Annotated in this window: 18 protein-coding genes and 1 pseudogene; 13 read left to right on the top strand and 6 right to left on the bottom strand. The window is 68.7% G+C overall.

Going from position 1 to position 23,268, the window contains the following annotated elements; genetic code table 11:
- Positions 1-150: 150 nt before the first annotated feature.
- Together SGFS_RS11645 and SGFS_RS11640 are read right to left on the bottom strand one after the other, a co-directional pair.
- Positions 151-2,955, bottom strand: a complete 2,805-nt coding sequence (locus SGFS_RS11645; RefSeq protein WP_286249779.1) for a family 78 glycoside hydrolase catalytic domain — start codon at positions 2,953-2,955, stop codon at positions 151-153.
- A 238-nt stretch (positions 2,956-3,193) separates the two neighbouring features.
- Positions 3,194-4,276 carry a LacI family DNA-binding transcriptional regulator gene (locus SGFS_RS11640; protein WP_286249778.1) on the bottom strand — a complete coding sequence of 361 codons (1,083 nt, stop codon included), beginning with the start codon at positions 4,274-4,276 and terminating at the stop codon, positions 3,194-3,196.
- A gap of 317 nt (positions 4,277-4,593) precedes the next feature.
- Between SGFS_RS11640 and SGFS_RS11635 the strand changes: the two genes are divergently transcribed.
- From SGFS_RS11635 to SGFS_RS11590, 10 genes and pseudogenes are all read left to right on the top strand, one after another.
- Positions 4,594-5,919: an ABC transporter substrate-binding protein gene (locus SGFS_RS11635; RefSeq protein WP_286249777.1), complete on the top strand. Its 1,326-nt coding sequence runs from the start codon at positions 4,594-4,596 to the stop codon at positions 5,917-5,919.
- Positions 5,920-5,986: 67 nt separating this feature from the next.
- Positions 5,987-6,919 (top strand): carbohydrate ABC transporter permease, encoded by a 933-nt coding sequence (locus SGFS_RS11630; RefSeq protein WP_286249776.1) that lies wholly within the window; start codon positions 5,987-5,989, stop codon positions 6,917-6,919.
- Positions 6,916-7,743 carry a carbohydrate ABC transporter permease gene (locus tag SGFS_RS11625; RefSeq protein ID WP_286249775.1) on the top strand — a complete coding sequence of 276 codons (828 nt, stop codon included), beginning with the start codon at positions 6,916-6,918 and terminating at the stop codon, positions 7,741-7,743. Before SGFS_RS11630 ends, SGFS_RS11625 begins: the two co-directional genes overlap by 4 nt.
- A gap of 81 nt (positions 7,744-7,824) precedes the next feature.
- The gene (locus SGFS_RS11620) at positions 7,825-9,255 is read left to right on the top strand and encodes a family 43 glycosylhydrolase (RefSeq protein WP_286249773.1); all 1,431 of its coding nucleotides are present in this window, start codon (positions 7,825-7,827) and stop codon (positions 9,253-9,255) included.
- A gap of 137 nt (positions 9,256-9,392) precedes the next feature.
- Positions 9,393-12,755 carry an alpha-L-rhamnosidase-related protein gene (locus SGFS_RS11615; protein WP_286249771.1) on the top strand — a complete coding sequence of 1,121 codons (3,363 nt, stop codon included), beginning with the start codon at positions 9,393-9,395 and terminating at the stop codon, positions 12,753-12,755.
- A gap of 294 nt (positions 12,756-13,049) precedes the next feature.
- Positions 13,050-13,745 carry a TetR/AcrR family transcriptional regulator gene (locus SGFS_RS11610; RefSeq protein ID WP_286249770.1) on the top strand — a complete coding sequence of 232 codons (696 nt, stop codon included), beginning with the start codon at positions 13,050-13,052 and terminating at the stop codon, positions 13,743-13,745.
- A 216-nt stretch (positions 13,746-13,961) separates the two neighbouring features.
- Positions 13,962-14,407: pseudogene (locus SGFS_RS11605) on the top strand (enolase C-terminal domain-like protein); the annotation flags it as partial.
- 41 nt (positions 14,408-14,448) lie between these two features.
- Entirely contained in the window at positions 14,449-15,069 is a 621-nt protein-coding gene (locus SGFS_RS11600; RefSeq protein ID WP_286249769.1) for a bifunctional 4-hydroxy-2-oxoglutarate aldolase/2-dehydro-3-deoxy-phosphogluconate aldolase, read from the top strand.
- Entirely contained in the window at positions 15,066-16,040 is a 975-nt protein-coding gene (locus SGFS_RS11595) for a sugar kinase (RefSeq protein ID WP_286249768.1), read from the top strand. The genes SGFS_RS11600 and SGFS_RS11595 overlap by 4 nt, the downstream gene beginning before the upstream one ends.
- A gap of 292 nt (positions 16,041-16,332) precedes the next feature.
- Positions 16,333-18,102, top strand: a complete 1,770-nt coding sequence (locus tag SGFS_RS11590; protein ID WP_286249767.1) for a hypothetical protein — start codon at positions 16,333-16,335, stop codon at positions 18,100-18,102.
- 231 nt (positions 18,103-18,333) lie between these two features.
- Here the strand turns inward: SGFS_RS11590 and SGFS_RS11585 are convergent, their stop codons facing one another.
- Positions 18,334-18,777 carry a hypothetical protein gene (locus tag SGFS_RS11585; RefSeq protein ID WP_286249766.1) on the bottom strand — a complete coding sequence of 148 codons (444 nt, stop codon included), beginning with the start codon at positions 18,775-18,777 and terminating at the stop codon, positions 18,334-18,336.
- Between the two features lie 337 nt (positions 18,778-19,114).
- On the opposite strand from SGFS_RS11585, the gene SGFS_RS11580 reads away from it, so the two are divergent.
- Positions 19,115-19,954: an endonuclease/exonuclease/phosphatase family protein gene (locus SGFS_RS11580; RefSeq protein WP_286259888.1), complete on the top strand. Its 840-nt coding sequence runs from the start codon at positions 19,115-19,117 to the stop codon at positions 19,952-19,954.
- 183 nt (positions 19,955-20,137) lie between these two features.
- Here the strand turns inward: SGFS_RS11580 and SGFS_RS11575 are convergent, their stop codons facing one another.
- The 3 genes from SGFS_RS11575 to SGFS_RS11565 all read right to left on the bottom strand — a co-directional run bounded on the left by SGFS_RS11575 (position 20,138) and on the right by SGFS_RS11565 (position 21,376).
- Positions 20,138-20,659, bottom strand: coding sequence for a DUF4396 domain-containing protein (locus tag SGFS_RS11575; RefSeq protein WP_286249765.1), 522 nt, complete (start codon positions 20,657-20,659; stop codon positions 20,138-20,140).
- Between the two features lie 283 nt (positions 20,660-20,942).
- On the bottom strand, positions 20,943-21,128 hold the full coding sequence (locus SGFS_RS11570) for a hypothetical protein (RefSeq protein WP_286249763.1): 186 nt from the start codon (positions 21,126-21,128) through the stop codon (positions 20,943-20,945).
- Positions 21,125-21,376: a hypothetical protein gene (locus SGFS_RS11565; protein WP_286249760.1), complete on the bottom strand. Its 252-nt coding sequence runs from the start codon at positions 21,374-21,376 to the stop codon at positions 21,125-21,127. The genes SGFS_RS11570 and SGFS_RS11565 overlap by 4 nt, the downstream gene beginning before the upstream one ends.
- A 180-nt stretch (positions 21,377-21,556) precedes the next feature.
- Here SGFS_RS11565 and SGFS_RS11560 point away from each other — a divergent pair, with 180 nt between their 5' ends.
- Together SGFS_RS11560 and SGFS_RS11555 are read left to right on the top strand one after the other, a co-directional pair.
- Positions 21,557-22,060 carry a DUF2716 domain-containing protein gene (locus SGFS_RS11560; protein ID WP_286249758.1) on the top strand — a complete coding sequence of 168 codons (504 nt, stop codon included), beginning with the start codon at positions 21,557-21,559 and terminating at the stop codon, positions 22,058-22,060.
- Between the two features lie 213 nt (positions 22,061-22,273).
- Complete coding sequence (locus tag SGFS_RS11555) at positions 22,274-23,230, top strand: GlxA family transcriptional regulator (protein ID WP_286249757.1); 957 nt, start codon at positions 22,274-22,276, stop codon at positions 23,228-23,230.
- Positions 23,231-23,268 lie beyond the last annotated feature (38 nt).

Raw genomic sequence — 23,268 nt, 5'->3', positions numbered from 1 at the left:
AGGGATCCACCGGGACCGGGAGCGGTTACGGTCTGCTCCCGGGGTGAACACAGTGGTCGTCGACCGGGCCGTCGCCCACGCACACCGCCCCGGCCTCGGCTGAGACATCTGCCTCCGGCAGTGAGACCCCGGGCGGTGTTCCCGTGGATGTCAGCTCGTCCTGCCGCTCAGCAGGGCGTCGAGCTCGGCGGCGGCGTCGGCGCCGCCGTCTTCGAAGAGGACCTTGTTGAGCAGCGTGGGCAGTCGGCCGGCCGGCAGGTCCAGGAAGGGCCCCAGCCGCCGGGCCAGTTGGGCGGAGTCGTCACCCAGGCCGTGCCGGGTCAGGACGCCGACCGTGCGCCCCCAGAGGCCGGGCTCGTCCATCAGGTCCCGCACGGTGACCACTTCGGGCGGTGCCGGGGCGAGGCAGGGATCGTCGGTGGTCCAGGTGTGCGTGCCGTGGGCCACGGTCACCGGAGGCTGTCCGGAACCGGGCAGGTGGACGGTGGCCCGTGTTCCCACCGGCACGACCGCCTTCAGGTGGAAGCGGCCGTCCTCGCGCCGCCAGCTCACCGATGCCTCGCCGTACGGAGTGAGATGCACGGCCGTGGCGTGGGTCAGTGACCGGTCCGGCAACGGGCGCACGGTGATCTCCCGGTAGCCGGGTGCGGCCGGGGCCAGTCCCGCCACCGTGCGGTGCATCCAGTCGGCGACGGCCCCGAGCGCGTAGTGGTTGAAGGAGGTCATCTGACCGGGGTTGACCGTGCCGTCGGGCAGCAGACTGTCCCAGCGTTCCCAGACAGTGGTGGCGCCCATCGTCACGGGATACAGCCAGGACGGGCAGCATTTCTCCAGCAGCAGCCGGTGGGCGAGGTCCGGGCGGCCGACGGAGGTGAGGGCGTCGGTCATCAGTGGCGTGCCGACGAATCCGGTGGCGATACGGAAGCCGTTCGTGCGGACCAGGTCGGCGAGCCTGCGTCCGGCGGCCTCACGCTGCCGCACCGTGGGCAGCAGGCCCCACTGCAGGGCCATGGCGTAGGCGGTCGGCGAGTCGCCCAGCACCCGGCCCGCCGGCGTGACGAACGCGCGGGCGAACGCCTCGCGGGTCCGGCCGGCGAGCGCGGAGTAGCGTGCGGCCTCCTCGGAGCGGCCCAGTACCTCAGCGGTGCGGGCGACGACGTCGGCGCACCGGGCCAGGCAGGCGGTGGCGACGACGTCCGGCGGCGTGCGGGCGGCGAACGGGTCGCTGGGCGGAGCGGCCGGGTCGAGCCAGTCGCCGAACTGGAACCCGCCCACCCATACTCCGTCGGTGGTGAGTGAGGCGATCTTGTCGACCCAGCCGCGGGCGCTGCTGAACTGCCGCTCAAGGACGCCCAGGTCGCCGTAGCGCTCGTACAGCACCCAGGGCACCACCGGCGCCGCGTCGCCCCAGGCCGCCGCCGTCGGGGCCTCGGTGTCCAGGACGTCGGGGATCACCCAGGGCACCGCGCCGTCCGCGTGCTGGTCGGCGGCGAGGTCGGCGAGCCAGGAGGACAGGAAGCCCGCCGCGTCGAAGAGGAAGGAGGCGGTGGGGGAGAAGACCTGGATGTCGCCGGTCCAGCCGAGCCGCTCGTCGCGCTGCGGGCAGTCCGTCGGTATGTCCAGGAAGTTGCCCCGCGTGCCCCGGACGACATTGTCGTGGAACTGCTCCAGGTCCGGATCGGAGCAGGAGAACCAGCCCGTGCGGCGCAGGTCGCTGCTCACCACCACGGCGTGCAGGTCCTCGGCCGCCAGGTCCGGTACGCCGGTGATCTCGGCGTACCGGAAACCGTGGAAGGTCAGCGAGGGTTCGAGGACGGCTTCCTCGGCGTCGGCCAGGAGGTAGGTGTCGGTGGCGTCGGCCGTCCGCAGCGGCCTGGTGCACAGCTCCTCGTTCTCCAGCACCTCGGAGTGCCGGACGACGACCTCGGCACCGGCCGTGGTGTCACGCACGCGCAGCCGGACCCAGCCGACGACGTTCTGCCCGAAGTCGACGAGCGTACGGCCGGACGGCGACTGCCAGACCTTCGACGCTGGCAGCACCTCGGTGACGCGTACCGGCGGTCCCTCCGGGGCCACGAGCCGGGCCAGGTCGGCCTCCTCGTCGGGCAGCACGTCCACCGGACCGTCGGCTGCGCTCGGCGTGAACCGCAGGTCGGTGCGCTGACCCTGGTAGAGGTCGTCCGCGAGGATTCCGGTGTCCCGGGCCCGCCACTGCTCGTCGGTGCCGAAGATCTCCACCGAACCGTCGGCATAGCGGACCTCCAGCTGCGCGAGCAGGGCCAGTCGGCCGCCGTACAGGGCGCGGGCGCCCCACCAGCCGAGGTGACCGCGGTACCAGCCGTTGCCGAGCACGACCGAGAGGCTGTTCTCACCCTTGTTCAGCAGCGGGGTGACGTCGTGGGTCTGGTACCGCAGCCGGTGGCGGTAGCTGGTCCAGCCGGGGGCGAGTATCTCGTCGCCGACCCGGGTGCCGTTGAGGGACGCGGTGTAGACACCGTGAGCGGTGGCGTAGAAGCGGGCCGAGATCACGTCCTCCCGCAGCGCGACCGTCCGTATGAGCTCTGGGGCGGGCGCGTCCAGGGAGCCGTGCCGGTGGGGGGTGATGAAGCGGGCGGTCCAGTCCTCGGGGCGCAGCAGGCCCGTCTCCATGGTGGCGGGCGCGCTCCAGTCGCTCCAGCGCGTTCCGGAGGCCACCCGGATCCGGACGCTCGCCCGGCCGCGCGAGGCCAGGGGCGCGAAGGGCCACGGCACCAGCACCTGCTCGGCCGACTCGACCCTTGCCGTCGTGCCGCCGTCCAGTTCGACCTCGTACGCCGTCTGCCGCCAGGTGGGGTCGTCGGTGCGGATCTGCCAGGACAGGCGGGGTTCGGGGGTGCCGACGCCTAGTGTGTCCGCGCGGTGCTCGAAGCGGACCGACACCACTTCGGTGCCGGGTTCCGGACGCTCAAGACTCATGCCGGCTCCTTGCTTGTGTGGAACGTTCCACGTTTGAAACGACTCAACCGTGGAGTGAAGGTGCCCGTCGCGTCAAGAGGGGAGAGGGAGTCCGGCGGATCCGAAATCCGTCCGGCACCCGTGTACTCGGTCGGTGTCGGTGTCGGTGTCGGTGTCGCGGTCGTGGCTGTGGCTGTGGCTGTGGCTGTGGCTGTGGTGTGGCCTCGGCCGTGCTCGGGGTGGCCGAAGCGCAGGCGGGTCAGCCGCGTGGTGGTGCGGTACTGCCGCGCGTCACCAGGTGTGGTGTCGAGGCCATGACGACAGCGCGGTCGCGCCGCTTCTCGATCCGCTCCAGCAGCAGCCGGGCGGCGGTTGCGCCCATCATGGCCCCGGCCTGGTCGACGCTGGTCAGGTTCACCGGCGCGAGTGCGGCGACGGAGGTGTTGTTGTATCCGGCGAGCGAGAGGTCGTCGGGGATGCGCAGGCCGAGCTCGGCGGCGGCCCGGAAGACGCCGGTGGCGGCGACGTCCGCGCCGGCGAAGATCGCGGTGGGCGGGCTGGTGGAGGTGAGCAGTTCCATGGCGCCGCGGTAGCCGCCCTCGTCCGAGTACCCGGAGTGCACCACGCGGGTCAGGTCCGCCAGGCCGTGGCGGGTCATCGCCTCACGGTAGGCGGCCCGGACGTGGTGCTCGGGCCGTTGCTCCCACTGGCTGCCGCGCACCGTGGGATGCGATATGTGGGCGATGTCCCGGTGTCCGAGGTCGACCAGGTGGTCGATGACCAGGTCGACGCCGACTCCGTCCTGATTGACCACGCAGTCGTACACCGGGGAGGGGTCGTGGTGGCCGATCACCACCGTCGGCACCTCGGCCGCGACGCGCACCACCTCGGTTCGTGGGACGGCGGGCGCGATCAGGATCAGGCCGTCCATCTGCCGATCCACCATGGCGTGGATCAGCTTGGTCTGGTCCTCCATCTCGGAGGTGCCGCTGGAGCCGAGGAGCAGCGCGTACTCGCCGTCCCGCAGGGTCGCGTTCACACCGTCCAGGAGGTCGGCGTAGAAGGCGTTGCGGATGCTCGCGAGGAGGACGCCGAGCGTGTAGGTGCGGCCCCTCATGCCGCGGGCGGCGGCGTGCGGGCGGTAGCCCAGCTCCGCCATGGCCGACTGCACCCGCTCACGCATCGCCGGGCTCACCCCGTAGGCGTTGTTCATCACCTTCGACACTGCGGAGGTGGACACACCGGCGCTGCGCGCGACATCGGCGATAGTGACTCTCTTCGAACCGCCTGCTGGTTGCACTGGGGGTCCCCACCTCCGTTGGCATGCGCCACTCTGCCCCATTTGGCGTTTCGCGAACGTTACTCGCAGATGGCTTGACGGCTGCTGCCTCTTCGCTTCAACCTTTGGGGCGTCCCTTCGTGGCACGTTACACGAAGGGGTGGAAGCGTCGACTGTGCCGCAGTCAAGGCTGCCCAGAGTCTCAGGGGCGGTCGACTGTGACCGGAGAATCCACAGCTTCCGAGTGCTGTGATCGGCCGACCCGGTCGACTCGGTGACTCCGCTCGTCACGGTGCTCCCAAGCCTGCCCGCGGACATCGACCGCCGGTGTCGCGCCGCCGAATTGAATCGTTTCATCCCCGCTCGAACGAAGGAACGTCATGAGGTCAAGCACTCTCGCCAAGAGAAGGGCGGCTGTCGCCGCAGCCGCCGTTCTGCCGCTGCTGCTCAGCGCGTGCGGCGCGGGCTCTCTCGGCTCGTCCGACGGGGATGGCGACGCCACGACGATCAAGCTGCTGGTCGACAACGCGCCCGACAACCTCCAGGCCGTCAAGCAGCTGGCGAAGGACTTCGAGGCGAAGAACCCGAAGATCAGGGTCAGCGTGGAGACGCGCCCCGGCGGAGCCGACGGCGACAACCTCATCAAGACGCGGCTGCAGACCGGCAGCATGAACGACCTCTTCGTCTACAACGTGGGCTCGCTGTTCCAGCAGATCGACCCGGCGAAAAACCTCACGCCGCTCACCCAGGACCCGTACGTCAAGAACCTCGACCAGTCGTTCGTCAGCCAGGTCACCGCCGGCAGCCAGACGTACGGCGTCCCCCTGGGCTCGGCGCTCGGAGGCGGCGTCCTCTACAACAAGAAGGTCTACGCCAAGCTCGGCCTGACGGTGCCGAAGACCTGGGCGGAGTTCATCGCCAACAGCAAGAAGATCAAGGCCGCCGGCATCGCCCCGGTCATCCAGACCTACCAGGACACCTGGACCTCCCAGCTCCTCGTCCTCGGCGACTTCCACAACGTGGCCGCCGCGGAGCCCACCTTCACCAAGGACTACACGGACAACAAGGTGAAGTTCGCCACCGACGCCAACGCGATCAAGGGCTTCCAGCACCTCCAACAGATCCACGACCTGAAGCTGCAGAACTCCGACTTCGCCTCGGCCACCCTCGTCAAGGGCCTGGAGATGCTGGCCACCGGCAAGGGCGCCCAGTACCCGATGCTCTCCACCGTCATCAGCGGGATCAGGACGAGCAACCCCGACCAGCTGAACGACATCGGGTTCTTCGCCCTGCCCGGCGACGACGCCGCCGCCAACGGCCTGACGGCGTGGTTCCCCAACGCCCTGTACGTCCCGAAGACCACCACGGGCGACAAGCTCGCCGCGGTCAGGAAACTCCTCGCGTTCGCCGCGAGCCCGGCCGGCTGCGCCGCCCAGGCCAAGGCGTCGACTCCCACCGGACCGTACCTGGTCAAGGGCTGCACCCTGCCGACGGACGTCCCGACGATCACCAAGGACGTCGCCGCCTACTTCTCCGACGGCGCCCAGAGCCCGGCGCTGGAGTTCCTGTCCCCGGTGAAGGGCCCGAGCCTCGACCAGATCTCCGTCCAGGTCGGCTCCGGCATCACGAACGCGAAGACGGCCGCCGCCCAGTACGACAAGGACGTCAAGAAGCAGGCCCAGCAGCTCGGCCTGCCGGGCTGGTAGGAACGGAAAGCCAGTGGCTCCCCGCCTCCGCAAGGGGCGCGGGGAGGCACCCGAGAGAGGTCGATCGATGACCACAGTTGTACCGACCGGGCCACCGACGGCCGAGCGGCCGGAGGCGGCGACCGGGAGGCGTCGGTCCGCCAGGACGCACAGCGCCTATCCCACCTGGTTCTACCTGCCGGCGGCGGTGATCTACGGGGTGCTGTTCCTCGTCCCGACGTTCGCGTCGTTCTACTTCAGCCTGACCCGGTGGACCATCTTCAAGTCGACCTTCATCGGGCTGGACAACTTCACCGCGTTCTTCCAGGAACCGGCCCTGGTCAAGGGCTTCGTCAACACCTTCCTCTACGCGCTCGTCACCTCGGGCCTGAAGGTGGTCCTCGGCCTCCTCCTGGGAATCCTGCTGACCAGCCAGATCCGCGCCCGCGGCTATCTGCGCTCGGTGGTGTTCTTCCCCGTCCTGGTCAGCACCGTGGGCGTCGGCATCACCTTCACCGCCTTGATGGACCCCTCCACCGGAGCGATCAACAAGACGCTTTCGGCGGTCGGCATCGACGGTCCGGGCTGGCTGACGGACCCTTCGCTGGCGCTGTTCTCGGTGGCCCTCGTCGACGTCTGGAAAGGCGTCGGCCTGGCCACCGTCATCTACATCGCCGGCATCGTCTCCATCCCGCAGGACTACTACGAGGCGGCGAAGATCGACGGCGCGGGCCCATGGCAGCTGTTCCGCAACGTCGTCCTGCCGCTGAGCTGGCCGGCCACCTCGACCGTCATCATCCTGTCGCTCATCGGCGGCCTGCGGTCCTTCGACCTCATCTGGGCGATGACGCGCGGCGGCCCGGGCTTCAGCTCCGACGTGGTCGCCTCCGTCATCTACAAGCAGTACCAGGCCGGCTTCTACGGCCTGTCGACCGCCGGAAACGTCATCCTCTTCCTCGTCGTCACGGCGGTCATCGTCCCGCTGTCCCGCTTCCTGGCGAGCAAGGAGGTGGAGCGGTGAAGAACCCCGCCCGCACCTGGCTCGCCGTCCTGTCCGTCGCCGCCAGCGTCGTCGTCTTCGTCGTCCCGTTCGCGTTCATCGTGCTCACCGCAGTGAAGGACCCGCAGCAGGCCTCACAGCTCGACTTCTCCTGGCCACACCACTTCCAACTGGTGGACAACCTCGTCCAGGTCGTGGAGGCGCGGGACTACATCCTCGTCATCGCGTTCATCAACAGCGTGATCCTGACCGTCGCCAGCGTGACGGCGATGGTCGTCCTCGGGGCGATGGTCGCGTTCGTACTGCAACGACGGGTCACCCGCTGGACGGGACTGATCAACTTCCTCGTCCTGTCCGGGCTGATCATCCCCCCGGCCGTGGTCCCCACGATCTGGGTCCTGCAGAAGGCCGGCCTGTTCGGCACCCTCCCCGGACTGATCCTCGTGGAGATCGCGTTCGGCCTGTCCTTCTCCATCCTGCTCTTCCGCGCCTTCATCGCGACCATCCCGCGCGAGCTCGACGAGGCCGCCATCATCGACGGGGCGTCACCGCTGCGGCTGTTCTTCCAGGTCATCCTCCCGATCCTGCGGTCGGTGATCGTGACCGTGATCGTCGTGCAGTCGGTCGCCGTCTTCAACGACTTCACCAACCCGCTGTACTTCCTGCCCGGCGAGCAGAACGCCACCGTCCAGCTGACCCTGTTCAACTTCCAGAGCCAGTACAGCACCAGCTACAACCTGCTCTTCATGGACATCCTGCTCATCACGATCCCGCCGCTGATCATGTTCCTTTTCTTCAACCGGCAGATCGTGGCGGGCATGACGGCCGGAGCGGTCAAGGGCTGACCGGAGCCACAGGGCTCTTCGGGGGTCGTGGGGGGACAGCTCGTACCCCGCCTTATCCACAGCGACACAAAGGAGTTTCGCATGCGCGTCCACAACCACCCGGGGCCGCGTCCCGGGATACGCGGGGGACGCGGCCGCCCCGCACTCGCGGCGGCCCTGGTGGCCTTCCTGACCGTCCTCGGCCTGGTCATCGCCTCTCCCGCACAGGCGCTCAGCGGTGACACCCGTATGCATGACCCGAGCGTGATCAAGGTGGGAAGCTGCTACTACGGCTTCTCGACCGGGTTCGAGAACGACTCCCTCAACCCCAGCGGATCCATCACCCTCCGCAAGACGTGCGGCGGCACCGCGGCCTCCGGATGGACGAAGGTGGGGAACGTCTGGGAGTCGACCCCGGCCTGGATCACCGAGAAGCTCGGCGCGACCCCGCCGAACATCTGGGCCCCGGACATCAAGTACTTCAACGGCAAGTACCACCTGTACTACGCCGGTTCCCGCTGGGGCACGAACTACGCCGTGATGGGCCTCGCCACCGCCACGAACATCGAGGGCCCGTGGACCGACCAGGGCATGGTCACGGACGTCAACTACCCCATCGACCCCAACGTCGACTGGGGACCGGACGGCCGGCTGTACATCTCCTGGGGCTCCTGGACCGGCTCCGGCACCTACATGCACGTCCTGGACCAGTCCACCGGCAAGCTGTCCACCACCGACCACAACCTCTGGCGCATCGCCGTCGACATCGAGAACCCGACGATCATCCTCAACGGCGGCTACTACTACCTCTTCGGCTCCAAGGGCCTCTGCTGCAGCGGGACCAACAGCACCTACTACACCGTGGTCGGCCGGTCCACCAGCATCACGGGACCGTACCTCGACCAGAACGGCACCGACATGGCCTCCGGCGGAGGCACGACCGTCCTCACCGGTGCCTACCCGAGGGTGGCCGCCGGTGGCGCCGACGCCTACGACGACGGCACGTCCAAGTACCTCGCCTACCACTACTACGACGGCGACAACGCCGGGCGGGAGACGCTCGACATCCGTCAGGTGACCTTCGCGGGAGGCTGGCCCGTCATCGCCGGTCCGCTCGGGGCCGCGAACAACCATCTGCTGAACCGGAACAGCGCCAAGTGCGCAGACGTCTGGTCCCTGAGCACGGCGGACGGGGCGGCGGTGAACTCCGGCAACTGCAACTCCGGGGCCAACCAGCAGTGGGTGCCCACCGCCGTCGGCTCCAACTACCGGCTGGTCAACGTCAACAGCGGCAAATGCCTGCAGATCTCCGGCGCCTCCACCGCCGACGGCGCGGTGGCCGTCCAGTCCACGTGCACCGGGGCCGCGCACCAGCTGTGGACGAGGACGGCGGTGATCGGCGGCTACGTCACCTTCACCAACGTCAACAGCGGCAAGTGCCTCCAGGTCGCCGGGGCCTCCACCGCCAACGGGGCGGCCCTGGACCAGGCGACCTGCGCCTCCGGCGCGAACCAGCAGTGGATGGTCGTCTGACCCCCGCAGGACACCCCTGGCCGACGGGGGCTCCGGACGGGCCGAAGCGCACCTCGGCCCGCCCGGAGTCGACACCTCCGCACCCCCACGACCACTGACCGCTCCTAGAAGAGACTCCCCGAAAGCAGGAACCCGCGATGCCCCCTGTAACTCGTAGGTCCATCCTGAGCTCGGCCATAGCCGTGGCCCTCGCTCCCACCCTCGGTTCCCTGGCTCTGCCCGGTCTGGCGTCCACGGCGTCAGCCGCGGTGTCCTGGACGGCGAAGTGGATCTGGGCGCCGTCCAGTTCGGCGAATCAGTGGGTGGCATTCCGCAGATCGTTCACCCTTGCTTCGGCACCGTCGAAGGCGGTCACGCAGATCGCGGCCGACTCCAAGTACTGGCTGTGGGTGAACGGCACGCTGGTGGTCTTCGAAGGCGGGCTCAAGCGCGGTCCCAACCGTACGGACACCTACTACGACGAGATCGACATGGCCCCGTACCTGACAAGCGGCAGCAACACCGTCGCGCTGCTGGTGTGGTACTTCGGCAAGCAGGGCTTCTCGCACAACAGCAGCGGCAAGGGAGGGCTGCTGTTCCAGTCGGACATGGAGGTCGGTTCGACGACCACCCGACTGGTCAGCGACACCAGTTGGAAGCACACCGTGCACCCGGGCTACTCGAACAACACCAGCGGTACCCAGGTCAACTTCCGGCTGCCGGAGTCGAACGTCCACTACGACGCCCGGGCCGCCGCCGTCGTGTCGGGCTGGCGGTCGCCCGGCTTCGACGACAGCGGCTGGAGTGCGCCGACCGACTTCGGCGCCGTCGGCTCCGCGCCCTGGAACGCCCTGGTGGAGCGGCCGATCCCGCAGTTCCGCTACTCCGGTCTGAAGTCCTACACCAATGCGTCGTCGTTGCCGAGCACCGGCCAGGGTTCCACGGCGATCTCGGCCAAGCTGCCGTCCAACCTCCAGGTCACCCCGTTCTTGAAGGTGGACGCCCCGGCGGGTGCGGTGATCGGTGTCCAGACCGACCACTACGACGACGGCGCCAACCTGACGGGCATCGAGCCCGGCACCGGCTTCAACATGCGCGCCACCTACGTCTGCGCCGGCGGGGTGCAGGAGTTCGAGTCGTTGGCGTGGATGAGCGGCACGGCCGTGCGGTACACGATTCCGGCCACTGTGACGATCCTGGAGCTGAAGTACCGGGAGTCCGGCTACGACACGGACTTCGCCGGGTCGTTCAGCAGCAGTGACGCCTTCCTGGACACCTTGTGGACCAAGGCCGCCCGCACCATGTACGTCAACATGCGCGACAACTACATGGACTGCCCCACCCGCGAGCGCGCCCAGTGGTGGGGCGATGTGGTCAACCAGCTCAAGGAGGGCTTCTACACCTTCGACACCAAGTCCCACGCCCTCGGCGAGAAGGCCATCGCGCAACTCGCGGCCTGGCAGAAGTCCAGCGGGGCGCTGTACTCCCCGGTTCCCTCGACGATCTGGACCGCCGAACTGCCCACCCAGATGCTCGCCTCGGTGTGGTCGTTCTGGACGTACTACCTCTACACCGGCAACGCCGACGCCGTCACCGTCGCCTACCCGGCGGTGAAGAAGTACCTGAACCTGTGGAGCCTGGACAGCGACGGCCTGGTCAACCACCGTGCGGGGGACTGGGACTGGGAGGACTGGGGCTCCAACATCGACGCCCGTGTCCTGGACAACTGCTGGTACTACCTGGCCCTGGACACCGCCGCCAAGCTCGCCGACCTCAGCGGCAACAGCGGGGACGTGGCCGGGTGGAAGGCCCAGCGGGACAGCGTCAAGGCCAATTTCGACCGCGTCCTGTGGAACTCCTCGAAGAACGAGTACCGCTCGCCCGGCTACAACGGCGACACCGACGACCGCGGCAACGCCCTCGCGGTCGTCGCGGGCCTGGCCCCCGCCTCCCGCCACCGGGCGGTGACGGAGGTGCTGCGTACGCACCTCAACGCCAGCCCGTACATGGAGTTCTACGTCCTGGAGGCGCTGTATCTGATGGGCGCGGCCACCGTCGCCGAGGAGCGGATGCGCAACCGCTTCGCCGCCCAGGTCGCCGACCCCGCCTGCCACACGCTGTGGGAGGTGTGGGACAAGAACGCGGGTACCGACAACCACGCGTGGAACGGCGGCCCGCTGTACGCGCTGTCCGCCTACGCCGCCGGTGTCCGCCCCACCAAGGCGGGCTGGGAGACGTACGAGGTCATCCCGCAGACCGGCACCCTCACGAAGATCAACACGGTGACGCCCACCATCGAGGGTGACATCCGCTTCGGCATTGTCCGTGACGGAACCAAGGTCACGCTGACGCTCACCTCGCCGAGCGGAACGACCGCTCGAGTGGGCGTGCCCACCTACGGCGGATCGCAGCCTGTCATCAAGGCAAACGACACCACCGTCTTCACCGGCGGCTCCTCCACCGGCGGCGTCAGCGGTCTGAGCTATGACGGCAAGGACTCCTCGTACGTCTACTTCAAGGTCCAGCCGGGCACGTGGACGTTCACGGCGACGGGCACCGGCCGCCTCGACAACCTGGCCCTGGGCCGGACGGTCACCAGCAACAACAGCCTGGAGAACAGCAACTGGGGCAGGAACCGGCTGACCGACGGCATCCTCACCAGCGTGAGTGGTGCGAGGGGCTACACCAGCAACGAGTTCTCCTCCGCGGACGTCGGCGCGAACCCGGTGTGGGTGGAGATCGACCTCGGCGCGGACACCGACCTCGACGCCGTACGCCTCTTCCCCCGGACCGACACCCCGGCTGCCGGGGGCGGCACCGCGGGCTTCCCGGTCGACTTCACGATCCAGACCCGCCCCGACGGATCCAGCACCTACACCACCGTCCGCACCCTCACCGGGCAGTCGAATCCCACCGGACTCGTACAGACGTACGGCTTCAGGACGACCACCGCCCGCTACGTCCGCCTGCAGGCGACCAAGCTCGGCACCCCCGCCTCGGACGAGAGCACCAAGTACCGTCTCCAGCTCGCCGAACTGGCAGTCCCGACCGCCGCGACCACCGTCACCGGCAACTACACGCTGGAGAACGGCGACTGGGGCAAGACCCGGGTCCTGGACGGCACCACCACCAGCGTGACCGGGGCGAAGGGCTTCACCAGCATCGACTTCCCCTCCGCCGACGTCAGCGACACACCCGTGTGGATCGAGGTCGACCTCGGCGCCGACCGGGCGATCGGCTCCGTCACCCTGCACCCGCGTACCGACACCGGTGGGGCGGGCGGCGGTTCGGCGGGCTTCCCGGCCGACTTCACGATCCAGACCCGCACGGACGGGTCCAGCACCTACACCACCGCTCGCACCGTCACCGGTGAACCCAACCCGAGCGGAGCCGCCCAGACCTACACCCTCACCTCCACCACCGGCCGCTACCTGCGCCTGACGGCGACCAAACTCGGCAGACCCGCCTCGGACGAGAGCACCAAGTACCGCCTCCAACTCGCCGAGATCCGCATCGGATAACACTCGCCGACGCGACCGACCCGGTGCTTCGCCCGCATGTCACGAAGCACCGGGTCGGGTCCGGCGGCCCAGGATCAGGGGGAAGACGCTGAGGGGCGCGGGCTCTTCGGGGCGCCGTCGGCATGGTGATGGTCGGCGCCCGGAAGACGGTGGCGTTCCGCAGCGGCCGCCTGCGGTGCGGGCCGTTCCAGGTGACGTTCTCTCGCGCGCCGACCGCCGTGAGCAGGGCGAGTTCGGGGTGCGCGGCGTGACAACAGAAGTGGGCAATATCTTCCACTTGGATAGAGTGAGCGCATGACTTCTCCCGCGGTTCCCGGCGACATCCCGGACGAGCAGGCCGGATCGGGACTGCGCGCCGACGCCGAACGCAACCGCTGCCGCATCCTGGCCGCCGCCCGCACCCTCTACGCCAGGGAGGGACTCGGTGTGTCCATGGCCTCGGTCGCCCGCGAGGCCGGAGTCGGTAAGGCCACCCTCTCCCGCCGCTTCCCCAGCAAGGACGACCTGGTCGCCGCGGTCTTCGCCGACCGCATGGACGCCTACGCCACCGCCGTCACCGTCGCCCTCGACGACCCCGACCCCTGGCACGGCTTCACCGGCTACCTCCACGCCATCTGCGCCATGCAGGCCGCCGACCGAGGCTTCGCCGACGTCCTGACCATGACCTTCCCCGCCGCCAAGGCCCTGGAGGCCCGCCGCGCCGAGGCGTACGACCGGCTGCTCGAACTCATCACCCGCGCCAAGGACACCGGGCACCTGCGCGACGACTTCACCCACCAGGACGTCGTCATCCTGCTGATGGCCAACGCCGGCGTCGTCAACGCCGCCGGCGACGCCGCCCCCGACACCTGGCGCCGCCTCCTCGCCCACATGATCCGCTCCTACGCCACCCCCGGCGCACCACTCCCCCCGTTGCCCGAGGCCCCCGCACCCGCCGCCCTCCACCGCGCCATGGTCCGCCTCGCGCAAACCGGCCAAGACCTCTCCTGAAGGTCACTCAGCCCGTGGACCGACCGCCTTCCGGAACGTCTCGTAGACGAACTCGGGCCGGGGTTCGGCGAAGGTGAGCAGGCCCTGTCATCGGCGGACGCCGCCTATGTGATCGGAGCCGGCCTGGTGGTCGACGGAGGACGGAGCGTCATGAAGGAGTCCTCGTGGGCAGCGCGTACCGTGCGGGGACTCCCTGGACAGGACTTGAGCGGAGACGGCGAACGCCTCTACTCCCGCTGGGACTTCCGCGAGGTCATGACCAGCGGCATCGCCGTCGCCCAGCCCGACCTGTCGCACGCCGGCGGAATCTCCGAGGTCCGCCGCATCGCGGCCATGGCCGAGACGTACGACGTCGCCATGGCTCCCCACTGCCCCCTCGGCCCGATCGCCCTGGGGCCAGCGTGCAGATCGCCTTCTCCGTACCGAACTTCCTCATCCAGGAACAGAGCATGGGCATCCACTACCACCAGCGGTGCGACCTGCTGGAGTATGTGATGGACCCCGAGCCCTTCCGTTTCGACGGCGGATACGCCGTCGCCGCGTCCCGCCCAGGGCTCGGCGTCGAGATCGACGAGAAGGCGGTACGCCGTCCGGCCGAGACCGGACACCGCTGGCGCAACCCCGTATGGCGGGGAGCCGACGGGGTGTTCACCGAATGGTGACCGCCGCCCGTGAACCGAACGTGCAAGGAGAGCCCGCTCCCATGAACCTGGTGGAATCGCTCCGCGCCCACCGCCTGTTGGCGATCGTACGCGGCAAGGATCCCGCCGCGGCCCTGCGCACCGTACGCACCCTCGCCGAAGAGGGTGTCGCCGCCATCGAGGTCTCGCTGACCACCGCCGACGCCCTGATCGTGATCCGGCAGGCCCGCGCCGAACTGGGCCCCGAGGCACTGCTTGGCGCCGGAACCGTGCGTTCGTCCGAGCACGCCGCCCGCGCCGTGGACGCCGGTGCCTCGTACCTCGTCACCCCGGCACTCGTCGACGGACTGGAGCCGTACGGCGTACCCGTGCTGATGGGAGCCCTGACGCCGACCGAGATCGAAGCCGCCCTCGCACGGGGTGCCGACGCGATCAAACTCTTCCCGGGTTCGCTCGGCGGACCCGGCTATCTGCGGGCCCTGCGCGACCCGTTCCCCGAGGTGCCCTTCGTGCCCGTCGGGGGAGTGGACGCGCGGGCCGCCCGTGACTACCTGGACGGGGGCGCCCTCGCCGTCGGCGTCGGCTCACCCCTCGTCGGGGACGCGGCCGACGGCGGTGACCTGGGCCGACTCCGGGCCCGCGCGGCCGCTTTCCGCAGAGTGATCGCAGAGGAGACACGGTGACGACACCGGAACACCAGGCCCCGCCCGACGTGGTGACCTTCGGCGAGACGATGGCGGCGCTCCGGGCCCATGGCGCACTGCGGCTGGGCGGCACTCTCGGCCTGTCCGTGGCGGGAGCCGAGTCCAACGTCGCCATCGGCCTCGCCCGCCTCGGGCACCGGGTGCGCTGGGCCGGCCGGGTCGGCGCGGACGAACTCGGCGCGCTGGTACTGCGCACGCTGCGCGCCGAGGGCATCGACACCGGCCACGCGGTCACCGACGACACCGGCCGGCCCACGGGACTGCTGCTGACCGAACCTCGCCTTGGCACGCTGACCCGGGTCAGTTACTACCGCGCCGGATCGGCTGGTTCGGCCGTCTCACCGGTGGACGTACTGGCCGCGCTCGACGCCGGAACCCGCGTCCTGCATCTGACCGGCATCACCCCGGCGCTCAGTACATCAGGGGCCGAGGCCGCCCTGGCCGCCGCCACGACCGCCCGCGACGCCGGCATCACCGTATGCCTCGACGTCAACTACCGCTCCCGGCTGTGGACCGCGGATCGCGCGCGCACGGCCCTGCGCCCGCTGCTGTTGTACACCGACCTGCTCATAGCCTCCGAGGACGAGCTGCCCCTGGTACTGGAACAGCCCGGCGCAGGCGAATCCGAAGCCGTGTCCCGCCTCCTGGCCGCAGGCGTCGACGAGGTGGTCGTCAAGCGTGGCGCACGCGGCGCGACCGCCTTCACCGCCGACGGGGCGACCGACAGCGCCGCGCGACAGGTCGACGCCGTCGACCTGGTCGGCGCGGGCGACGCCTTCGTGGCCGGATACCTGTCCGGACTCCTCGACGGTACGCACATCCCGGCCCGTCTGCACCGAGCGGTCACCACCGCGGCCTTCGCCGTCGCCACCCGCGGCGACTGGGAGGGCCTGCCGACGAAGGACGAACTCGGCCTGCTCGACCAGCCGGACGGCATGACCATTCGCTGAGAACGCAGGAGACGGAACATGACATCAACGACAGGGCTCGCGAGGGTCGTTGTGGACGGAGGGTACGGACTCTGACGCACCTTGAGATCCGCGCGGAATGCGGCATGGCCGTGGCGTGGTCGGTAGAGCCGGCCGGCATCAAATGTTCCGTGGTGGCGCGGTGAATCCTGGCGTTCGCGGAGCGACGGGACGGGACGTGGGTGGCCACTGGACGAGGGAATCGAGCCGTAGACTTCGGCAGTGAACGCCGACGACGTCTGGCCGTTGCGCGCGCTCGCGGGGAGGAAATCGCATGCAGGACCCTTCGGACTCGATGGAGATCGCCGAGCCTGAGGAGAACGGCCGGAGCAATACCGTCGACTCATCTGTTGTGGACGATCCGACGTCCGACTCGGACATGGACTCGTCGACGGCGTCGACGGTCCTGGTGGAGGTGCTCCCAGGGGTGGCACTCGTCGCCGGTGAGGTCCCGCCGGAGCTGAAGCCCGATCTGATCGACTTCGGGATCGTGCCGGCAGCCGACCGCAAGCAGATCTCAGCGATCCTCGCCTCGATCGGGAACGCGGCGACCGTGGTCGGCAATCTCGGAAACGCGTTCGCCGGCGTACAGGGGCTCTACAGGATCGGCGACACGGCACAGGCCCTGCTGAACAGCGGCGCGACGCTCGCCGTCAAGGACGGCGGGAACCTCGCAGCGGTGATGGTTCCTGGCCGCATCCTGCATCAGGCCCGCTTCTACTCCGTGAATGCGGTGAGCAAGGCGCAGACCGCGGCCTCGATCGGGCCGGCGCTGGCCATGGTCGGCCTTCAGATGATGCTGAGTGAGGTCTCGGGCCTCGTCAGGACCAACCTCGCGGTGACAAGTCAGGTCCTCACCACCATCCGCAAGGATCAGTGGGCCGAACTGACGGGGCTCGTCGCCGCCATCGATCGCGCGGTCGACCAGGCGCGAGAGATCGAATCGGTCCCGACATCCTTGTGGGAGGACGTCGCGGGTAGTGGAGCGCTGCTGCAGAAGCAGCTCGAGCTCTACCGAGGGAACGTCCGCGACCACGTCGGGCAGCTCGGTCGGCCCGACGCACGCAGCCACCGTGAGTATCTGCAGACGAACGCCGAGGCGATCGCCTTCGACGCCTACGCCCTCCTGTCCTCCCTCAAGGCATGGACCGGGTATCACGCGCTCCGCGCCGCGAGGGCGAGAGCCGCTGGACGCGAAGACGCCGCCGAGGCGCAGTACGCCGAGGTCATCGCGCGCGACACCCGCGCGGAGTTCGACTCCGCTCTCGCCGAGACGACGAGCCTCGTCGACGCGCTGACGCGGGAGCTGCGGATCACCGCCGAGCTCCCCGGCCCCGACGCATGGCCGCTGCCGGGGAAGCGGAAGGACGTGAAGGCAGCCCGCGAAACCTCCGCCCGTCTTCTGGAGGCGATCGAGCCTCTTGCCGATGCTCTCCATCCGCCGGCCCCTCCGCTCGAGGCTCCGGGCGTCGTCTGCGCACCCAAATCGCTGGATCTCGAGCCGTACCGTCGCATCCTGCGATGGTTCCTCGAGGACGGTGAGACCCTACGTGTCCTCGGCTTCCCCGACCAGCTCGATGCCCTCGGTCCCATTTCTGCGATCCTCGGCGGAGCGAAGGAGAAGTTGGCGGCAGCGAGGGACAAGGCCACGGTAAAGACACTGGTCGCCGTCACGGATCGCCGCATCATCACGGCCAAGACGAACGCATTCCTTGAGCAAGGCGAAATCGGTCAAGACATCCCGATCGACCGAGTGCGATACGTCCGAGCGGCGACCACACCGGACAGAAGCGCGCGCTTGGCGATCGACCTCATCACGCGCGACGAGAACATCCGGTGGCTCTTCCACGCTGACATCGACAACACTCAAGTGGACGCGCTCGCCGCCGTGCTTGCCGAGTCGATGACGATCCCGGACAGTGAACGCGATGAGCTTCAACGGCGGCGCTACGCCCCCATCGAGGCGGGCAAGAAGGACGAAAGCACTGGCACGAGGTCTACGGAACCGACTGGATCCGAGGCCACGACCTGCGATGCCGAGTAGGCCTCGAACCAATTGACGAGGGGCCGCCGCCCCGACCGCACGCACCGAGCCTGGTCACGGGGTCGACCGCGCCACTCTCGCACGCGCCGCGCCAGCGGTGTACGTCTCCTGTATCCGGGCCGTCCGGCCCGGATACCGGCAGGTCGCACCGCTCGGCCGGTCGAGCCAAGATTCCCGAAGCGAAAACATGAAAGCCGCGGTCCCGCCGCCGAGCGGAACCGCGGCCACATTTCACTGGAACTGCCAGACACTCCCGTAAATGGCCGAACCGACACCCTTGCCGTCGTCGTACACGCGCGCCTCCCAGACCGCGTCCGCAGGCAGGTGGGTGCACACGTCGGTGCCCGGCCACGGGTTGGCCTTGGCCGGCCAGTCCTCACAGCGGATCTTCTTGACCGGCTGGGCGCCGACGCGCCACCGGAACTTGTCCGGGCTGACCGTGACCCTCGGGCACGCACCGTCCTTCTTGTAGTCGACCGCGACGTACGCGTTGTACTGCCGGTTGTCGCGGAGCTCCCTCCAGCCGTCCTCGTTCTCGGTGTACACGCACAGCCGGCGGCCGGACTCGGCGTGCGCTGTCCCGGTCACGGAACCCGAGGCGACGGTGAGCGCCGCGAAGGCGACGGCGAGGATCCCTGCATTTCGGAGGGTGCGATTTACGCGGACTGTCCGCATGGCTCTCCTTGAGTCCGTGGGGGGCGGTATAAGCAGGACCGTAAATACTGGAACATCGCGGAGGCAATGGATTTGAGCTTCAGCTGAGGAAAAACAGAGAATAATTAAGAGGTTATGAAAGCCGCCTTGGAGTGACCTCCGGACTACTTCCGGGTAGCGTCAGAATCAATGCGCAACTCCCTTTTCCCGCATTCCCGCTCGCGGCGGGTGCGTAGTGAGGTCGAACTCGGGCGCGGGCGCAACGAGATCCACCACCCGCATGGGTTGCTGACAGCCCCGTCGCATAACCTCGTGCGTGGAGACGTCAGATGCCATGGGTATCCACTTTGAGGAGGCGATGGTGCTCGGTAGGGGCACGAGTCTGTTCGCGGGCGCCTTGATCGTGGCCTGCATGGTGCTGGTCGGCCCCAGCGCGCCGAGCGGTTCCCTCTTCGCCGGGTCGCTGCCGGTCGAAGCCGTCAGGGATGTCGTTCCGAACCGGGTCATGACGTGGAACATCTGCAACCCCTGCGAGGACAGCAACGTTGACCGGGCGGCGGAGATCGCCACGTATGCGCCTCAGGTCATCGGTCTGCAGGAAGCGTGCGTGCGTGATGTCGAGGGAATCCGGAACTACCTGGAGAGCCGCTACGGGCTGGTCTACCACGTCGAGTACGGGACGGTTCTTCAGAACTGGGGCCGCTGTGGGGGAGTGCCGTGGAGTCCGGGGGCCTTCGGCCAGGCGGTTCTCTCGGCGGCACCGATGACAGACGCGGTCACCGTGGAATACCCCGACGGCGGGTCCGAAGACCGCGGGTACATGGCGGTCACCACCACGGTGGGCGGCCGGTCCGTCCGGGTCTTCAACACACACCTTGCCCAGCGACGTCAGGAGGCGGTCCGAGCGGACCAGACGCGCGTACTCGCCGCAGACGTCGCCCGGCACGACCGCGCGATCGTTCTCGGCGACTTCAACGCTGTGCCGGACGCTCCCGAACTCGCCGGGATATGGGCACTGGCTGCGGATGCGGATCCCCAGTGCCGTCCCTCGCCCGTCGGCGACTGCGAGCCGACCACCGACTGGCAGAGCAAGTTCGACTACGTTTTTCTGCGGGGCATCGTCCCGCTCGAGCAACGTGTGCATCCGACCCCGTACTCGGACCACCACCTGGTGCGCACCGACCTGGACACGGCTTGAGGTGAAGAGCCTCCCGACCGCTGGCACCTCGGAGTCAACGAGAACGGCCACCCGTGATCACCAAGGCTTGTCGGATTGTCGCGGTACGGCGTAACGGCGGCGCTCGACGAGGGTGACGTCGCGCCACCGGACGAGGTCGCCTTGGCGTGTGGATGTCCGCACACGCTCTTGTCGGATGGCGCGTCAGTGGTACGCGTGGACGACGGCGTGACCCTTACCGCGGCCGATCATCCACTTGTTGACCGGGGTGGTGATCAGGAAGGCGATGGCGAAGCCGCCCAGGAGTGCCGACCAGAACAGCCCGTCGGACAGATGGGCGTCCATGGCACCGGGGACCAGGGCGATGATGCCGTTGTCGACGAGCTCCATCACGGCGATGGACACCGTGTCGGCGACGAGGGCGACCTTGATCGCGGTCTTGAAGTCCAGGCCGGCCCGGCGGACCGCGAACAGCGTGAACGAGTAGCCGAACACGAAGGCGAGCACGATCGCCAGGACCATGGTCTCGACGTTGCCCCACAGCAGGGCGGTGCCGATGACCATGCCGAGGATCTCGCCGATGGCGCAGCCGGTCAGGCAGTGCAGCGTCGCCTTCGCCGCCATGGACCAGGACGCCCCCGGCGCGTGCGGGCCGGTGTGCCCGCGGTGATGCTGGTCGGCGGCGTGGTCGTGTGCAGTGCTGGTGTGGCGCGTGTCGTGATCCATGACCGTCATCCCCATTCCGGCTCCGGTCCAGTGTGACCCGCCCTTCCGGGTCTCACAGCCTGGAACGGTATACCCCCCTAGGGTATTCCGGGAGATGGGTGTTGTTTCCGCAGGCAGGATGCGGCGGCATGCAACCGCCCGTGTGGCGTCGGCGTGGGCGGATGTGCAGGTGTGGGCAGGGGCTCGGTGTCGGTGGAGGGGTGCGGGAGGAGATCGGCCTGCTGTGCGACGCGGCCGTCGTCCTCCAGCACCTCCACCGCGGCGGCGACGATCTGCGCTGTGCTTACGGCACCCTGAACTCGATCTGGGTGATGGCCGGTCCGTCGCCTGTGACCTGGCCTTCGCTGATCGACTCCGTCCAGGAGCCGTCCTTTTGGAGCTTCGCCAAAACCGCGGGCGAAAGACTGACCGTGATCTGGATGCCGCCCCCGGAAGACGGGGCACGGTCTATGCGAATGTCGTTGCTCATGCCGACGAAGTTACATCCAACGTGCCGGTCGGAATGGGGCGTTGAGGTTTTATCCAAGGTCGTGGGGTTACTGGCTGATCCGTCCTGTCAACAGGATGGCCGTCGTCGATCATCGCCAAGCTCCAGCACCATTTGGCCAGTTCACGGGATACGGCGGCGACGGCAACGTTGGTGCTCTGCTTCCAGGCCAGGAATTTTCCGGTATGCGCATCCCGGAGAAGAATCGTGATCAACTCGCTGTGATCCATTGATCGTCGGGAGACCGACGTCGATACGGGCCCCAGCCGATTGTCCTGGACCGCGAAGAGACGGTCGGGGCGTGTCGCACCCTTCACCGCATGAATGAGCAGTCCTACGCCCGTCCTCAACTCCCCCCTCCGGTTCCCAGCGGAACGAGTCGATAGTCTCGATGGGTGATGAGGGAACCTGTGGCCGAGCTGCCGGAAGTTGAGTACCGCCGCGTCTGGGACCGCTTCCACACGGAGTTCGGCTTCCGGCCCAGCACGAATCCGTTCGAGTGGCCGGCCATCGCGGAGCCTGTCGCGTCGATCACCTGGAGCCTGGCGACGCTGCCCGACGAGCCTCCTTACGAGTTCCTCGACCGTCTGGTCGGGATGGTCGAGCAGGGGCTGACCTCCTGCGTCGGCCCACACGGCACGCTGTTCGCGCTTGATTGGCAGCACACGTCGTATCAGTTCGCCCCGCAAGAGGTCGGTGGTCCGGGGCAGCAACCTTGGCCCCTGAGCCCGTACCCCGATGGTGACTACTACATCTATTTGTCCGAAGACTTCCGCCTGGGCAGCTTTGGGCACCCCTGGGAAGAGTCCCTCTGCCTGTTCGGGCAGGAACTCCTCGACTCCGTGTCCGCTGAGGTCGACAAGATTCTTGGTCCACCGATCCGCAGATCCGGTCAGGCGGTGCGCTCCGTGTAGCGCACTGTTTTGACTCATGGGCCGGTGAGAATCCGCGCCCGCGGCAGGGCGAAAGCCCCGCGGCCATACATGATTCTCTATCTCGCCGGCGGAGGAAGCCGGCGAAGGAGCGGATCGGCCTCAGATCGCAGCGTTCGGCCTGCCCGGCCGGTGTCGTCTGCCCGGTCCGCGCAGCGGGCGTGTCGAAGTCACGCCCCACGTAACCTCTTTCCCGTGCCAGCCTCCCGCCTGCATCGCGTCGCCGTCCTTGTGCTCGAGGGCGCGAAGCCGCTCGATGTCGGAATTCCCGCGCAGGTTTTCACGACCCGCGCGAGCATGCCGTACGAGGTGCGGGTGTGCGGGGCGACACCCGGTCTCGTGACCGGCGGCGATGGCCTCGCGTACCACGTCGCACACGGCCTCGACGCGCTTGCGTGGGCCGACATCGTCTTCGTCCCCGGCTACCGGTTCCCGGACCGCGAGGACCCGCCGCGGGCCGTCGTCGAGGCACTGATCGCCGCCCACGACCGGGGCGCGCGGCTCGCCGCCATCTCGACGGGCGCCTTCGCGCTCGCCGCCACGGGCCTGCTCGACGGCAGGCGCGCCACGACGCACTGGCACTACACGCGGGCACTCGTGGCCAGGCATCCGCTCGTCCGGGTCGACGAGAACGTGCTGTTCGTAGACGAGGGCAGCGTGCTCACCTCGGCCGGCGCCGCCTCCGGCATCGACCTGTGCCTGCACATCCTGCGCGGCGACCTCGGAGTGGCCGCGTCCAACCACGCGGCCCGGCGTCTGGTCGCGGCCCCCTACCGCAGCGGCGGCCAGGCCCAGTATGTGCCGCGCAGCGTCCCCGAGCCGCTCGGCGAGCGGTTCGCCGCCACCCGCGAGTGGGCGCTGCACCGGCTCGGCGAGCCCCTCACCCTCGACATACTGGCGCGGCAGGCGGGGGTCTCGCCGCGCACGTTCTCCCGGCGCTTCGTCGAGGAGACCGGCTACACGCCGATGCAGTGGGTGATGCGCGCCCGCATCGACCTGGCCCGCGAACTGCTGGAGCGCTCGGAGCGCAGCGTCGAACAGATCGCCGCCGACGTCGGGCTCGGCACTGGCGCGAATCTGCGTCTGCACTTCCAGCGGATTCTGGGCACCACACCGAGCGAGTACCGGCGCACCTTCACCCGGGGCGAGTGACCCCGCCCGGCACCGCGTGGCGGGTGTGGCGGGATCCT

Source organism: Streptomyces graminofaciens (assembly GCF_030294945.1).
GTDB classification, from domain to species: Bacteria; Actinomycetota; Actinomycetes; order Streptomycetales; family Streptomycetaceae; genus Streptomyces; species Streptomyces graminofaciens.
This window is presented reverse-complemented; position numbering and strand designations above follow the sequence as displayed.